Source organism: Synechococcus sp. 60AY4M2 (genome assembly GCF_002760375.1).
Taxonomy (GTDB): domain Bacteria; phylum Cyanobacteriota; class Cyanobacteriia; order Thermostichales; family Thermostichaceae; genus Thermostichus.
In genome coordinates this window covers 2462075-2475361 of the sequence record NZ_AUMZ01000001.1, presented here as the reverse complement: position 1 = coordinate 2475361, position 13287 = coordinate 2462075, and the positions used below count along the sequence as shown (strand labels likewise).

Sequence of the window (13287 nt, the reverse complement as noted above, 5' to 3'; positions counted from 1 at the left end):
TTCTGTTCCCATCGCCTCAAGGTGTGGAGACACACCCCAAAATAATCCGCCGCTTCTCTCGGTTTTACATACCTAGCCATACCAAGCAGCCATACTGAACATATTGTACATTATTTTCAGTATAGTCCAGCATATCATTGACTAGAGTCATGCTCCACCTGGCTTAAGACCCGAAAAGGCAGCAGGGCTGGCCAATCGACGTTGGTTGGCAAGTTGCATTCCCACAGGCGAATGACCTCAAACTCGTGGCTCAGCCGTTCTAGGCGAAAGGAAGTTTGGAAAACTCGCTCCGAGGTCGTTTTGCGCAGATAAATCACCACCTGATGCACAGGTAGCTGTGGATATTTCCGGTAAAGGCGCAGCCGATAGTCGGCCATGCGAAAGGGGATTTCAGGATCTGGATCTGTTTGAAATTCCAGGTGCAAAATGCCCTGCTGCAGCCCCAGCAAAATAACAGAATCTGCTCGAACAGGTTCCTCCGAAAGTTCTGTGGGCAACATTTGCACCGGCTCAGCCACTTCTCCCACTAGCCAACGGGCAAACTGCTCCGGGAAGCGCTCTGCCAGGTACTTGCAGACGTTGTCGTAAGCCATGGGGGATCCCTGGGCCTAGCGCCCGCCCACGGTGATGGCGTCCACCTTGATGTGGGGCTGGCCGACGGTGACGTAGATGCTGCCGCTGACAGAACCACAGAAGCCAGGGGCCAGGCGGAGATCCTTGGAGCACATGGAGATCTTGGTCAGGATATCCTTGGCTTCCCCGATTAAAGTGGCTCCCTTGAGGGGCTTGGTGATCTTGCCGTTTTGGATGAGATAGGCTTCTTCCACGGCAAAGTTAAATTGGCCGGTGGGGCCGACGCTGCCGCCCCCCATGCGCTTGCAGTAGATGCCTTTGTCGATAGAGGCAAACAGGTCGTCCAGTTCGGCGTCGCCGGGGGCGATGTAGGTGTTGCGCATGCGGCTGGCGGCGGCAAAGGTGTAGTTTTGCCGGCGACCGCTGCCGGTGCGGGGATGGCCGGTGCGCATCGAGCCGGCCCGGTCGGCCAGGAAGTTCTTCAAAATGCCCTTTTCAATGAGCAAAGTGCGCTGGACGGGCATGCCCTCGTCGTCCACATCCAAGCTGCCAAAGGCCCCCTCGGAAAGCCCCTCGTCCCAGGCGGTGAGGTTTTTGTGGGCAATCTTCTGGCCTTTTTTGTCGGCAAAGGGGGTGGTTTTGCGCTCAATTTGGGTGGTTTCCAAGAGATGCCCACAGGCCTCGTGGAAGATGACGCCGCCAAAGGCGTTGGACATCACAATGGGGTAGGTGCCCGATTCCACGTAGTCGGCATAGAGCATCTGGCCGGCAGCCTCTGCCAGCTCCTGGCTGTGGGCCACAAGATCCCAGCGGCGCAAAAAGTCGGGATCCCCGGTGCCCCCCGCGCGCTGGCTAACGGAAGCGCGATGATCCCCGTCGGCACAGAGCAGGGTAGAGCTGACCGACTGGGTAAGGCGGATGTCGCGCACAAAGGTGCCGTCGCTGCAGGCTACCAGGATCTCCTGCCAGTCGCGGAAGTAGTTGGTGCGGCGGGACTGGATGTGGTGAGCTTGCCGCTTGAGCTCTGCGTTGGCCCGCCCCAAGATCTCCCCCATCTCGGCAAGGGAGCTGCATTCTTTGAGCCAGCCGTCTTTGCGGCGGCGCTCGGCGTAGTCCTGCAAGATCCCCAAGTTGACAGGGGAGACCAAGGCGGCAGGGCCTGGGGGGGTAAGGCCCATCAAGAGCAGGCCTTTTTCCAGGGCGGCTTTGAGGCCGGCAAAGGAGAGATCGTTGGTGCTGACGTAGCAGTCGGCCAGGCCGCGGAACACCCGCACGCCGGCGCCAGTGGCAAGCCGAGGGGTGATGCTGGTGATGGCGTCGTCTTCGGCCAGGCAGCTGATGGAGTTAACCCGCTCCAGGAAGATCTCCACCAGGTCGGCGCCAGCAGCCCGCCCCCAGCCTAAGAGAGTTGCAAGGGGATCCCGCCAGTCTTCGTCGAAGCGCTGCAGGGTGGGACGATAGTCGAGGTTGGGCAGTTCTTTGGACAAAAGCAGCATAGGAGGCCGAGAGCACTCAAAAGAGGGAAAGGGCAGGCTGAGATGCCGCCACCTTTTGTTCCCTCAGTTTAACAAGACGTAAAGGCTGCCCTTTTGGGGAAAGAGACTCCAAGCTTGACAAGGGCAGAGGAGCAGCCGAAGATCGCTGCACAAGGATCCCTCACCTTGCAATGGCTGCCAAGAAAAGATCCTCGGAGCTTCAGCCCAGCCTATTTGACGATCCCCTAGAGCCACCTGCCCCCGCTGCGGAGACGCTTCCCCAATGGGATCAGATCCCGCTCTCGGCCCAGGTGCCCATTCCCCCCGGTACCTATCGAGAACTAGAACAACTGGAGCAGCACTGCCGGGTCTGCCAGCGCTGTGAATTGGCGGCCAACCGTACCCACGTGGTGGTGCACCGCGGCAACCCCAAGGCCAAGATCGTGATCGTCGGAGAAGGGCCGGGGGAAAACGAGGATCTGCAGGGGCTGCCCTTTGTGGGCAAGTCGGGCCAGTTGCTCGACAAGATCCTGGCCTCGGTGGGCCTAGATCCGGAGCAGGATACCTACATCTGTAACGTGGTCAAATGCCGCCCTCCCCACAACCGCGTGCCCACCCAGGAGGAGATGGACGCCTGTCGGCCCTATCTGCTGGAGCAGATTCGCCTGGTGGATCCCTGGATCATTCTGTTGACGGGGGCCACTTCGGTGCGCTCTCTTTTGGGGGATAAGCGCGGCATCACCAAGATCCGCGGCGAGTGGATCCAGTGGCAGGGGCGCTGGTGTATGCCGATTTTCCACCCGGCCTATTTGCTGCGCAACCCCGACCGCACCCCCGGCAGCCCCAAGTGGCTGATGTGGCAGGATATTCAGGCGGTGAAGCAAAAGTACCTAGAACTTGCCGGCGCAACGCCGCCCCAGCCGGACTTCTGAGCTACTTTCCCTGGTATTTGGCCAGCGCCGCTACCCTCACCCCCAGCCCCTCTCCCAAGGGAGAGGGGGGTATGGGATCCCTAACTTGCAGGCTTGAAGCCGCTCAGCAGGCCGAAGCGCAGCAAGCCGCTGGCATAGGCCCGCCGCATCAGGCCCAGCCCCAGCGCCCCACGGACGGTGACCCAGCCGCTGCGCAGCAAAGCCGGGATCCACCGCCAATCGCGAGCCGAGGCGATCACCTCGTCCCAAAAGGGGGCCACCCGCTCCGACCAGTCGGCGGTGCGCAACCGCTCGAACCCCACCTGGTGGGCCAGCGCTTCATACTCCGACAAGCTGATGACATAGGGCAGGCAGTACACGTCGTAGATCTGCTGCAAAAGGCGCTCATCCTGGCGGCTCAGGGATCCCTCGCGGTGGCACCAGGTAACCACCATCATCTGCCCGCCCGGCTGCAAGACCCGCCAGCACTCGGCCAGAAACCGCCGCTTATCCGGCATGTGCTCGCCGCTTTCCAGAGCCCAGACCAGATCGAAGGTGTTGTCGGCAAAGGGCATGTCCAGGGCATCGGCCACCCAAAAGCGCACCCTGTTGCTCAGGCCGGCTGCTTGAGCGCGCTCCTCGGCCCGCTGGGCCTGGACAGGGCTGAGGGTAATGCCTGTTACCTCGGCGCCAAAGCGCCGCGCCAGCTCCAGGCTGCTCCCCCCAATGCCACAGCCGAGATCGAGGATGTGCCGGGGGGGCTTGGGATCCCCGATCTGGCCCCATTGAATGACTCGGTCGATGAGATCGATCTGGGCTTGGCGGCGATCCTTGCCGGTCTGGCCCGGCTCGTAGTAGCCGTGGTGCATGTGCTCTCCCCACACCTGCTCCCAAAGGCCAGAGGAAGCATCGTAGAAGCGGCGGATGCGTTGGTTGAGCGGAGAGGTCATCGGCAGGTGCAGGTCGGGATCCCTCTTATTCTGGACGATCTTGCCGTCCTTCCTGGCCCTGGGGGCGGGCTGGCAAAACCCCGATTAAGCTGGGAAAGTAGGCTCTTGTTGCCGCTGGGATCTTGGCCACCTCAGACTTTGCCCTCGAGCAGCTTCTCTTCACCCCGGCCACGCCCGAGCCCGACGCGGTGCGGCTGATCTACGCTTTCCCCAACACCTACTCGGTGGGGATCACCAGCCTCGGCTACCAGGTCATCTGGAGCCTGCTGGCCAGCCGCCGTGATGTGTCGGTCGCCCGCCTGTTTACCGACCTGGCCGAGCCGCTGCCGCGGGATCCTGAGCTGCTGGGCTTTTCCCTCTCCTGGGAGCTGGACTACGTCCACATCCTGGATCTGCTGGAACGACAGAGGATCCCCCTCCAGGCCGAGGCGCGGGAAGAAGCGCACCCCCTGGTTTTCGGCGGCGGCCCGGTGTTGACGGCCAACCCTGAGCCCTTTGCTGCGTTCTTTGACTTGATCCTGCTGGGGGACGGGGAGGGGCTGGTGGAGCAGATGATCCAGACCTATCGGCAGGTACGGCGGGGATCCCGCGCCGAAAAGCTGCAGGCGCTGGCCCAGGTGCCGGGGATCTACGTGCCCAGCCTCTACGAGGTGCGCTACCGCGGGCCCGACGGCCCAGTGGAGAAGGTGATCCCCAAGCTGGACGGGATCCCCAGCTCCATCCGCAAGCACACCTTCCGCGGCAACACCCTCTCGGTGTCCACCGTGGTTACCCCCAAGGCGGCCTGGGAGAGCATTTACATGGTGGAGGTGGTGCGCAGTTGTCCGGAGATGTGCCGCTTTTGCCTGGCCAGCTATCTAACATTGCCTTTTCGGGCAGCGGATGTGGAGGGACATCTGATCCCGGCGGTGGAGCGGGGGCTGCAGGTTACCCAGCGGATTGGCCTTTTGGGGGCCTCGGTAACCCAGCACCCCCAGTTTGAGGAATTGCTGGAGTACCTGGCGCAGGATCGCTTTGAGCAGGTGCGCCTTAGCCTGGCCTCGGTGCGCACGGGCACGGTTACGCCTCGCTTGGCGCAAGTGCTTTCCCGCCGCGGCAGCCAGTCCATTACCGTGGCCATCGAAAGCGGCTCGGAGCGGCTGCGCCGGGTCATCAACAAAAAGCTGGCCAACGAAGAGATCCTGGCGGCGGCTGCCCACGCCCAGGCCGGCGGCCTGAAGGGGATCAAGTTCTACGGCATGGTGGGGATCCCGGCGGAAACCCAGGCCGACCTGGAGGCCACGGTTGCTCTTTTCAAGGAGCTCAAGAAGGTGGCTCCCCGCCTGCGCTTCACCCTGGGCTGCAGCACCTTTGTGCCCAAGGCCCACACCCCCTTCCAGTGGCAGGGGGTGGATCCCCAGGCGGAGAAAAAGCTGCAGTGGTATCAAAAACACCTGCGCCCCCTGGGCGTGGAGTTCCGCCCGGAAAGCTACAGTTGGTCGGTCATCCAGGCCTTGATCTCAAGAGGGGATCGGCGGGTGGCCCAGGTTTTGCAGCTAGCACGGCAGTGGGGCGATTCCCTGGGCAGCTACCGGCGCGCCTTCAAAGAGCTCAAAGGAAAGCTTCCGCCCTTGGACTACTACGTCCACAGCAACTGGGATCCGGCGGATCCCCTTCCCTGGCAACACCTTGAGGGCCCTCTCAGCCTGGAGCGGCTGCGGCAGCACCGCCAAGAGGCCTTTTCCGTGTAGCGCAGGAAGCTGTGCTTAAGGATGAGGGCCTGCAGCGGCCAGAAACGCCTCGATCTCGGCGCGGTGGGGCAAACTGGGCTGAGCGCCAGGGCGGGTTACACACAAGGCCGCAGCGGCATTGGCAAACCGTAGAGCTTCCCTCAGGGGTTTGCCAGTAGCTAGGCAGGCGGCCAAAGCGCCGCAGAAGCTGTCGCCGGCAGCGGTGGTATCCACTACCGCCACAGGGTGGGCCGGCAGGTAGCCGCTTTCTCCGCCATCGGCCCAGACCAAGCCTGCTCCCCCCAACGTGACGATCACTGTCGGGATCCCCTGCCGTTGCAAGGCTTGGGCCACTTTTTCGGCTTGCGCGGGTGTCTCCACCGGGGATTGGGCAAGGGCAGCGGCTTCGCTTTCGTTGAGCACCAAGTAGCGCACCTGGCGCAACAGGGATCCCGGCAGGGGCACCACAGGGGCTGGATTGAGCAGGACGGGGATCCCTTGGGCAAAGGCTTGCTCTGCCACCGCCTGCACCGTGGCCAGGGGGATTTCCAGTTGCAACAATACCAGAGCTGCCGCTGTCCAGGGGGGCAGATGGGCGGGTGTGTAGCGACCATTAGCCCCAGGGCTGACCACGATCCGGTTTTGCCCTGCTCGATCCACAGTAATTAGGGCAATGCCGCTGGGCCCTTCCAGCTCTCGCAGGTGGTGGGTATCGACGCCGTTCTGCTCCAGGTTCTCTTTCAGCAGGCGGCCAAAGCTGTCAGATCCCACTGCCCCCCACATCTCCACCTGGGCTCCCGCCCGTGCCGCTGCCACCGCTTGGTTGGCCCCCTTGCCGCCGGGGTAGGTGGCGTAGTCGGATCCCAGCACCGTTTCCCCAGGCCCAGGATGGCGTGGTACCTGCACCACCAAGTCCAGATTCAAGCTCCCCACTACGCGAACTAGGGCTGTCATTGGCTAGCTGAAAAACGGTGCCCTAGAGGTAGCTCATTCTAGCTCCCACCACTGGGTTGGAGAGCTTTCCACCTTGGAGAGGATTGGCTATCTTGTGAGGGGGTGACGCGGAAACAAGCCATGCTGCTGACCACTACAGACGTGCTCCAAGGTAGAGAGGTTGAGCGTTACTTGGGCATTGTTACCGCCGAAGTAGTTTATGGCACCAATGTTCTACGGGACTTCCTTGCTGCCCTCCGCAACATCATCGGGGGACGCACAAGAACCTATGAAGAAGTTTTCGAGAATGCCCAGAAAAAGGTTTTGGAAGAGTTGGAGCAGCGAGCCAAACGTTTGGGAGCAAATGGCATCCTAGGCGTTAGCATTCATACCAACATGAGCACGACCATGATCCTCGTCACCGCCGCCGGCACCGCCGTCAAGCTGCGCTAGAACCTTTAGGCCAGGCTCTCCATCACCGCCTCGTCGATCTCGAAATTGGCGTAGACATTTTGCACATCATCCAAGTTGTCCAGCCGCTCCATCAGGGTCAGCACCAGCTTGGCCGTCTCGGGATCCTCCACATGCACCTCCGTAGAGGGGATCCAGCGGATGGCCGCCTCTTGCACCTGGTAGCCTTCTTTTTTGAGGTAGGTGGCCACCTGCTCCAGCAGGGTGTAATCGCAGTAGACTTCTGCGTCGGTTCCCTCTACCTTGAGATCCTCCCCTCCTGCTTCGGCTACCGCTAGCAGCAGAGCTTCGGGATCTGTCACCCCCTCTAGGCTAATCACCCCTTTTTGCCGGAACAGCCAGCTGACGCAGCCGCTTTCCCCCAAGCTGCCGCCAACTTTGCTGAAGGCCTCCCGCACCTCGGCAGCCGTGCGGTTGCGGTTATCGGTCATGGCCTCGATTAAGACAGCTACCCCCCCAGGGCCGTAGCCTTCGTAGCGAATTTCCTCCAGGGGGCTGTCGTCGGTCCAGTTGCCGGATCCCTTAGCGATGGCCCGTTCAATGTTCTCGGCGGGCATGCCTGCCGCTTTGGCTTTCTCCACCGCTGAGCGCAGCCGAAAATTGGCTTCCGGGTCTGGCAGGCCGCTGCGCGCTGCCACAATGATGGCTCGGGAAAGTTTGGTAAACAGGCTGCCTTTTCTAGCATCTACGCGGGCTTTTTGCCGCTTAATGTTGGCCCATTTGCTGTGTCCTGCCATGCTGTGCACACCAGTCAAGCAATCCACGGGGAGGGATCCCCTAACTCTGAAGCCTAGATCACCACCTGCTCAGGTCTCAACCCCAGGGGAGTAGGTCAGGGCTGAATGGGTTGCCGCTCGATCACGCCCCCCGGTGGCGGTGGAGCTTCCGGCGTTGCTTGAGGTGTAGGCGTTGGTGTCTCTATAGGAGCTGGCGTGGGAGGCAAAGGAGGTACAGGCTCTTCAAGCACAGCCTCAGGCGGAGGGGTCGGGGTTGGCGGCTGAGTTAAAAAGGGCGTTACCTGTTCCAGCAGCTCGGCATAGAAGATTCCGTCCTGCTCCGACCCAAAGCGGCCCACCGCCCAGCGGTGACGGGGCACAAACAGGGTTTGCAGCAGCACTTCCCGACTGGCGAAAGAGGGAGTGCCCACAAAGACATAGCCATCGACAATGACACGGTTCAAGTCAGGCCGAGTTTGAAACACCCGATCCACCTCCCGCAGCATCTCCGCATCCAGCCGCTCCAGCAGAGTTTCCAGCGTATCCTCAGGCCTGACCAAAACTCGCACCTGAAAGCGATAGCCTTCGCAGCGATAATCTCCGCAGAGTTTAACCAGCTCGTTTCGCACCCGAATCTGCGCCGCCGGATCGATGTCCCTCACCGGCAGGAAGACTTCTGGCTCTGGCTGTTGTTCTGCTTCCTGTGCCCAGGTCAAGGGCTGGCTGCTCCACGCCCTCAACAGCAGGGATCCAAACAACAAGGCAAGTCCCCACCCTCCAAGGGGGAGGCTCCAGCCCAGGCTGCCCCGCTTAGGGCGTTGGGAAAAGAAGGGATCGCGATCCCGATTCGGGCTACTCAGCGGACTGTTCATAACCAATACGGCAGCGATGGCTACCGCCAACTCTACCCAACATCTGGCGAAGAGGCACTAAGCCGGAGAGAAAACGGAGTCGCTCTTGCTGGACATCGCTGCTCTAGGGATCCAGAAGCAGCTCAACAGAAAGACAGCACCCCAAATCAAGAGGAGAGCATCGTTGGCTGAGCTCTGTTCGCTGCAGCTTGCCGAGGTGGCTGTATTCTGGAGAAGCTAATGATCCTGTGGCAGAGGAGTGTCTATGCCATTGCCGGCATCGAAGGTTTTTGGATCCCAGGTGGGATTTTTCTGGGGTTTACTGGCCTCGACTGTACTCTTGGCAGGCTGTGGGGGAGGTGGGGGGACGGTGCCGCCTCCGGTCAATGTTTGCGAGCAAGCCTTTAGCCCAGAGTTTTTCGCAGCGATTGGCCTGCGCCGCCCAGGAGATAGCCGCAGCGGAACCTTGGGGCCGAATAGCCTTTTGGAGTTCTACTACGATAGCGCCGGCGAGATTCAAAATGCCCGGGAAGTTCCACCGCCGCCCGGCACCTTCACCTTTTACTCAGATGGATTTCTCTACTTTCCTTCTGCAGCCAACGTTACCGGAGTTACCATCCGGCTGACCAGCCCGGCTTTCGATCCGCTGTTGGTCATCGGTGCCTTTGATACCGGCAGAAACTTGGATCGGAATATCCTTTTTGTTAACGATGATGCCGCCCCTGGCAACTTTACCACCTCCCAGCTCACGATCCCGGTGCGGCAAGACCGCTGTTACTTGATCCAGGTGCAAAGTTACTGGGCGCAAAATGCTTCCCCAACCGCTGGGCCGGGCAGCCCTGGACGAGGGCCATATACCCTCCAGGTGGTGAGCGAAACGTTTGCCACCCCTCCCCCTCCCCCTGCCATCCAGCAGAAACCGGAGGATAGGGAATCGGGAGGCGGCGGTGACCGAGGTGGCGGCGTGGGTATTTAACTCTGGCGTGTGAGCTTAATGGCAAAGCTGGCGCTGCCGCAGGTGGCCGTGCCGCGAATGGAGCGCCCGTCGGCGCTGACGGTGCCGCTCCACGTGATGGTTGGGGTACCGCTACCCCCTATCCTACCGCTAACAGAAAGTTGGTTGCCGATAAGCTGGCCGCCGCGCTCGGAAAAGCTGGGTGAGGAAATGGTGATCTGGTTGCCGTCTTGCCGAATGGAGACGGTTTCCTCAATGCCGGTTGCAACATTAACCTTACACAGGGATCCCTGCCAGACAAAGGATCCTCCCTCATAGAGCCACTGACCGCTCAAGGCAAACTCTGGCGCAGGCGTTGGTGTTGCTGGGGCTGGCGTCGAGGTGGGCGTCGGGATCGGGGTGGGGGTAGGGGTAGGAGTACGGGGGACGAGCGGGGTAAAGCGAGGGATAGGGGTAAGCGTTGGTGTTGGCACCGGGGTGGGAGTGGGTGTTGGTGCCGGAGTTGGAGTGGGTGGCGGTGTCGGAGTTAGAGTGGGTGGCGGTGTCGGAGTCGGGGTGGGTGGCGGTGTCGGAGTTGGAGTGGGTGGCGGTGTCGGAGTTGGAGTGGGTGGCGGTGTTGGAGTCGGGGTGGGTGGCGGTGTCGGAGTCGGGGCGGGCTCGGGGGTAGGTGTTGGGGTGACTTCAGCGGTAGAAATCGGCTCCGGCTCTTCCTGAGTATCGCGGATTGTTGGGCGCGGCCAGAGCCAAAAGGCGGCCAACAAAGCCACAGCGCCTCCCCCGGCCAAGACCCACTTTAGGCTGCTGCCGGAAGGCTGGAGAACCGTTGGGGGGGCGGCTTGCGGCAGGGGACGGGTAGGGGGAGTATCCGTTCGTGGTGGGACGGGGGGATCCTGAGGGGGAGCAGCCGGAAGCGTGTTGCTGGCCTGGATGACTGTAGAGGGCGTTTCGGCAGTTTCGCCTTCAACTTTGGGGGAGGGATCCGGCGCAGCTTCTGCCGAGGGATCTGAGGGGAGAGGTTCCCGCTCGGCGATGTAATAGGGGATCCCTGCACCTGCAGGCGGGATGGGCTCATCTTCGACAAGATCCAGATCTTCATCGCGGATGTCTTCAAAGGCTCCAGAAGCCGATCCTGTATTGCCGGTGGTTTTGATCGGCGGTCTGGGATCGGAAGAGGGTGGAGCCTCGTTTTGAGCCTTGGCACCGCCGGTGGGAAGAATCACGGTACTGGCCTGGCTGCTGGGGAGTTGAGTGGCCACCGTCAGCTCATAGGCCTGCAGCAGCCGCTCCCCCAGCTCCTGCATCGTCTGCGGGCGTTCGTCCGGGTTTTTCTTCAGGCAATCCATCACCACCGCTACGATGGCGGGTGGGATCGGCTGGGGGGCTGTCTCCGGGTTGATCTCAAGGGGGTTTTCATAGCAATGGGCGTGGATCCAACTGTGCAATGAGTCGGTTTCCAAGCGAAAGGGCATGGATCCCGTCAGCATCTCGTAGAGCACCACCCCTAGGGAGTAGATGTCTGAGCGGGCATCCAGAGATTTGCCGCGTACCTGTTCAGGAGAGGCGTAACGGGCTGTGCCGATAAATCCGCCCCCTTTTTGGGTGCCTAGACTAAGGGTGTGATCCGCCAGCGTTTTGGCCACGCCGAAGTCGAGGATTTTCAGTTGAGACGTGAGTTGGCCCTCTTGCAAGACTTGCTCGAGAAACAGGTTGCTGGGCTTGATGTCGCGGTGAATCACGCCCCGAATCTCGCGGCCATCTACCTTGGCGCGGAACGTGTGGGCAAAGTGCAGCCCTTCACAAGCCTGCAGGGCCAACCGAATGACTTGCCGAAGCGGCAGAGCCCCTTTTTCCCGCATCAGCTTGCCCAGATCCTGCCCCTTGAGGTACTCCATCACCAGGTAGGCTTGCTCGCCCTCTTGGCCGTGATCCAAAACTTTGACGATGCGGGGATGCTGTCCCAGAAGGATGCTGATGCGGATCTCTTCGGCAAAGCGGCGGCGCAAATCATCGAGCTGGGCGTTCCCTCGGCTCAGCAGGGTAGGGGCATACAGGATCTTGACCGCCACCTCTTGGCCGTTGTTGTGTAAGTCCAAAGCCCGAAAGACGGATCCCATGCCGCCACCACCGATTTCTTGAATTAGCCGGTAGCGACCGCCCAAAATGCGATTGGTGAGATCAAAAGACATAGGTTTGCAGGCGCAAGAAAAGGCAGCTCAGGCCAAGATGTCCATACGATAAACCAATTGCTGGAATTCATACCCGCCCATTGCTCAGTCCAACTTCAGGGATCCCAATCTTTGACTCTCTGGAGGCCCAAGCGCTCCGCGCCGCCGGCGCGACCACCTCCAGCCCCTCTCCCAGCCCCCCTCACCCCCAGCCCCTCTCCCAAAGGGAGAGGGGAGTTAGGGATAGCGCTTTGCGCCGCCAGCGCGTGCGCGACAGCGTTGCGACAAGCCGTTTTTTATTACCATTTGGAATGACTATTTAGAGATTTTTTTAAGGATCTCCAGTAAATGTGAAAAAAGCGCAAGGGAATGCTGGGGGAAATTCAGCCTTCTGGGCAACCTTCAGCCCAAAGGGGGATGATCGGAAGGGATCCCTGCGCGAGGGCTTATGGACTTGGGCTTGGTGGTGATTGCCTACAAAGAGGGGGATCGGGAGAGCAAGGCCGCCTGTCAACTGTGTGCGGAGCAGTTGCGCCGGCGCGGCGTTACGGTGCTAACAGCCCCCACCGGCTTGCACCACAACCCCTACCCGGTCTTCCTGGAGGCCACTTCCGATCCCATCGACCTAGCTGTGGTACTGGGGGGAGATGGGTCGGTGTTGGCGGCGGCCCGCCACCTGGCCCCCCATGGGATCCCCATTTTGCCCATTCAGTCGGGGGGCAGGCTGGGGTTTTTGGCCCAGTCAGAGCGGGTGCTGCACCAGGATCCCTGGGATCGCATCCAGGCCGGAGACTTCGTCCTGCAAGCCCGGATGATGTTGCAGGCCCAGATTTGGGAGCAAGTGCAACTGGGGCAGGGGGCTATTCCTGGCGAGGGCAAGCGGCAGGGCCGCCCGGTCAGTGACGTGTACTACGCCCTCAACGAAATGTGCCTCAAGCCCATCAACCGGGAACGCCTGCCCGCCGCCATCCTGGAAATCGAAGTCAATGGCGAGATTTTGGATCAGTACCACGGGGATGGTGTGCTGGTGGCTACACCGACGGGATCCACCTCCTACACCCTGGCAGCCAACGGCCCCATTCTGGAGCCCAGCTTTGAGGCCATCATCATCACCCCCATCTGTCCCCTCAGCTTGTCCAGCCGTCCCATCGTCATCGGCGGCACGGCTACGGTGGAGATCTGGCCCCTTGCCGATCCGGAAGGGCTGACCCGCCTCTGGAGCGATGGCGTCTTGGCCCAATCGGTCAACCCCGGCCAGTGGGTACAAATTCAACGGGCTCACCTGCCGGCCAAGCTGCTGATCCTAGAAAAAGACCTCTCCTACTTCCGCACCCTGCGAGAAAAACTGCAGTGGGCCGGCAGCCGCATCTACATCCCCACCACCAACCACCGCCCGGAAGGGGGATAAAGGGATCCTAAAGTTGGGGAGCTAGAGTAGCGGAGTTTGACTCCCCTGGAATCCTCTCCCATGAGCCTCAGACTTTACCTACTCAGACACTTTTCCAGCAGTTCAACCTAAAGCTTTAAAGAGATCCGCGACTCAAGCTTTCCAAACGCTCCCCGACGGATTCCGCTATC

At 61.1% G+C, this 13287-nt stretch carries 12 protein-coding genes and 1 pseudogene; 5 read left to right on the top strand and 8 right to left on the bottom strand.

Annotation, left to right across the window (positions count from 1 at the left end; all coding sequences use genetic code 11):
• From SYN60AY4M2_RS10875 to SYN60AY4M2_RS10865, 3 genes and pseudogenes are all read right to left on the bottom strand, one after another.
• Positions 1 to 80, bottom strand: a pseudogene (locus tag SYN60AY4M2_RS10875) (IS607 family transposase); the annotation flags it as partial.
• Between the two features lie 54 nt (positions 81 to 134).
• Complete coding sequence (locus SYN60AY4M2_RS10870) at positions 135 to 593, bottom strand: hypothetical protein (protein ID WP_011431061.1); 459 nt, start codon at positions 591 to 593, stop codon at positions 135 to 137.
• Between the two features lie 15 nt (positions 594 to 608).
• Positions 609 to 2069: a TldD/PmbA family protein gene (locus tag SYN60AY4M2_RS10865; RefSeq protein ID WP_011431062.1), complete on the bottom strand. Its 1461-nt coding sequence runs from the start codon at positions 2067 to 2069 to the stop codon at positions 609 to 611.
• A 290-nt stretch (positions 2070 to 2359) separates the two neighbouring features.
• Here SYN60AY4M2_RS10865 and SYN60AY4M2_RS10860 point away from each other — a divergent pair, with 290 nt between their 5' ends.
• Positions 2360 to 2980: a uracil-DNA glycosylase gene (locus SYN60AY4M2_RS10860; RefSeq protein ID WP_099813338.1), complete on the top strand. Its 621-nt coding sequence runs from the start codon at positions 2360 to 2362 to the stop codon at positions 2978 to 2980.
• A gap of 80 nt (positions 2981 to 3060) precedes the next feature.
• Here the strand turns inward: SYN60AY4M2_RS10860 and SYN60AY4M2_RS10855 are convergent, their stop codons facing one another.
• Positions 3061 to 3909 carry a methyltransferase domain-containing protein gene (locus tag SYN60AY4M2_RS10855; protein WP_011431064.1) on the bottom strand — a complete coding sequence of 283 codons (849 nt, stop codon included), beginning with the start codon at positions 3907 to 3909 and terminating at the stop codon, positions 3061 to 3063.
• Positions 3910 to 4031: 122 nt separating this feature from the next.
• Between SYN60AY4M2_RS10855 and SYN60AY4M2_RS10850 the strand changes: the two genes are divergently transcribed.
• Positions 4032 to 5639 (top strand): radical SAM protein, encoded by a 1608-nt coding sequence (locus SYN60AY4M2_RS10850; RefSeq protein WP_099812895.1) that lies wholly within the window; start codon positions 4032 to 4034, stop codon positions 5637 to 5639.
• A gap of 15 nt (positions 5640 to 5654) precedes the next feature.
• On the opposite strand, the gene rbsK is transcribed toward SYN60AY4M2_RS10850, so the two are convergent.
• Complete coding sequence (rbsK, locus tag SYN60AY4M2_RS10845) at positions 5655 to 6572, bottom strand: ribokinase (protein WP_099812894.1); 918 nt, start codon at positions 6570 to 6572, stop codon at positions 5655 to 5657.
• Between the two features lie 120 nt (positions 6573 to 6692).
• On the opposite strand from rbsK, the gene SYN60AY4M2_RS10840 reads away from it, so the two are divergent.
• The gene (locus SYN60AY4M2_RS10840) at positions 6693 to 7004 is read left to right on the top strand and encodes a YbjQ family protein (RefSeq protein WP_099813337.1); all 312 of its coding nucleotides are present in this window, start codon (positions 6693 to 6695) and stop codon (positions 7002 to 7004) included.
• A 5-nt stretch (positions 7005 to 7009) separates the two neighbouring features.
• On the opposite strand, the gene SYN60AY4M2_RS10835 is transcribed toward SYN60AY4M2_RS10840, so the two are convergent.
• Positions 7010 to 7759, bottom strand: coding sequence for a YebC/PmpR family DNA-binding transcriptional regulator (locus SYN60AY4M2_RS10835; protein ID WP_099812893.1), 750 nt, complete (start codon positions 7757 to 7759; stop codon positions 7010 to 7012).
• A gap of 95 nt (positions 7760 to 7854) precedes the next feature.
• The gene (locus SYN60AY4M2_RS10830) at positions 7855 to 8454 is read right to left on the bottom strand and encodes a hypothetical protein (protein ID WP_240527829.1); all 600 of its coding nucleotides are present in this window, start codon (positions 8452 to 8454) and stop codon (positions 7855 to 7857) included.
• A gap of 400 nt (positions 8455 to 8854) precedes the next feature.
• On the opposite strand from SYN60AY4M2_RS10830, the gene SYN60AY4M2_RS14520 reads away from it, so the two are divergent.
• Entirely contained in the window at positions 8855 to 9565 is a 711-nt protein-coding gene (locus tag SYN60AY4M2_RS14520; protein ID WP_099812891.1) for a hypothetical protein, read from the top strand.
• Here the strand turns inward: SYN60AY4M2_RS14520 and SYN60AY4M2_RS10820 are convergent.
• Positions 9562 to 11730 (bottom strand): serine/threonine-protein kinase, encoded by a 2169-nt coding sequence (locus SYN60AY4M2_RS10820; protein ID WP_099812890.1) that lies wholly within the window; start codon positions 11728 to 11730, stop codon positions 9562 to 9564. The two genes, SYN60AY4M2_RS14520 and SYN60AY4M2_RS10820, sit on opposite strands and share 4 nt — an antisense overlap.
• A gap of 427 nt (positions 11731 to 12157) precedes the next feature.
• Here SYN60AY4M2_RS10820 and SYN60AY4M2_RS10815 point away from each other — a divergent pair, with 427 nt between their 5' ends.
• On the top strand, positions 12158 to 13117 hold the full coding sequence (locus SYN60AY4M2_RS10815) for an NAD(+) kinase (protein WP_011431074.1): 960 nt from the start codon (positions 12158 to 12160) through the stop codon (positions 13115 to 13117).
• The last annotated feature ends 170 nt before the right edge of the window (positions 13118 to 13287 follow it).

Bases quoted from the DNA above. Each gene is read 5' to 3' on its own strand.
- SYN60AY4M2_RS10870 (WP_011431061.1), bottom strand. From the start codon at position 593: ATGGCTTACGACAACGTCTGCAAGTACCTGGCAGAGCGCTTCCCGGAG.
- SYN60AY4M2_RS10865 (WP_011431062.1), bottom strand. From the start codon at position 2,069: ATGCTGCTTTTGTCCAAAGAACTGCCCAACCTCGACTATCGTCCCACC.
- SYN60AY4M2_RS10855 (WP_011431064.1), bottom strand. From the start codon at position 3,909: ATGACCTCTCCGCTCAACCAACGCATCCGCCGCTTCTACGATGCTTCC.
- rbsK (WP_099812894.1), bottom strand. From the start codon at position 6,572: ATGACAGCCCTAGTTCGCGTAGTGGGGAGCTTGAATCTGGACTTGGTG.
- SYN60AY4M2_RS10840 (WP_099813337.1), top strand. From the start codon at position 6,693: ATGCTGCTGACCACTACAGACGTGCTCCAAGGTAGAGAGGTTGAGCGT.
- SYN60AY4M2_RS10835 (WP_099812893.1), bottom strand. From the start codon at position 7,759: ATGGCAGGACACAGCAAATGGGCCAACATTAAGCGGCAAAAAGCCCGC.
- SYN60AY4M2_RS14520 (WP_099812891.1), top strand. From the start codon at position 8,855: ATGCCATTGCCGGCATCGAAGGTTTTTGGATCCCAGGTGGGATTTTTC.
- SYN60AY4M2_RS10820 (WP_099812890.1), bottom strand. From the start codon at position 11,730: ATGTCTTTTGATCTCACCAATCGCATTTTGGGCGGTCGCTACCGGCTA.
- SYN60AY4M2_RS10815 (WP_011431074.1), top strand. From the start codon at position 12,158: ATGGACTTGGGCTTGGTGGTGATTGCCTACAAAGAGGGGGATCGGGAG.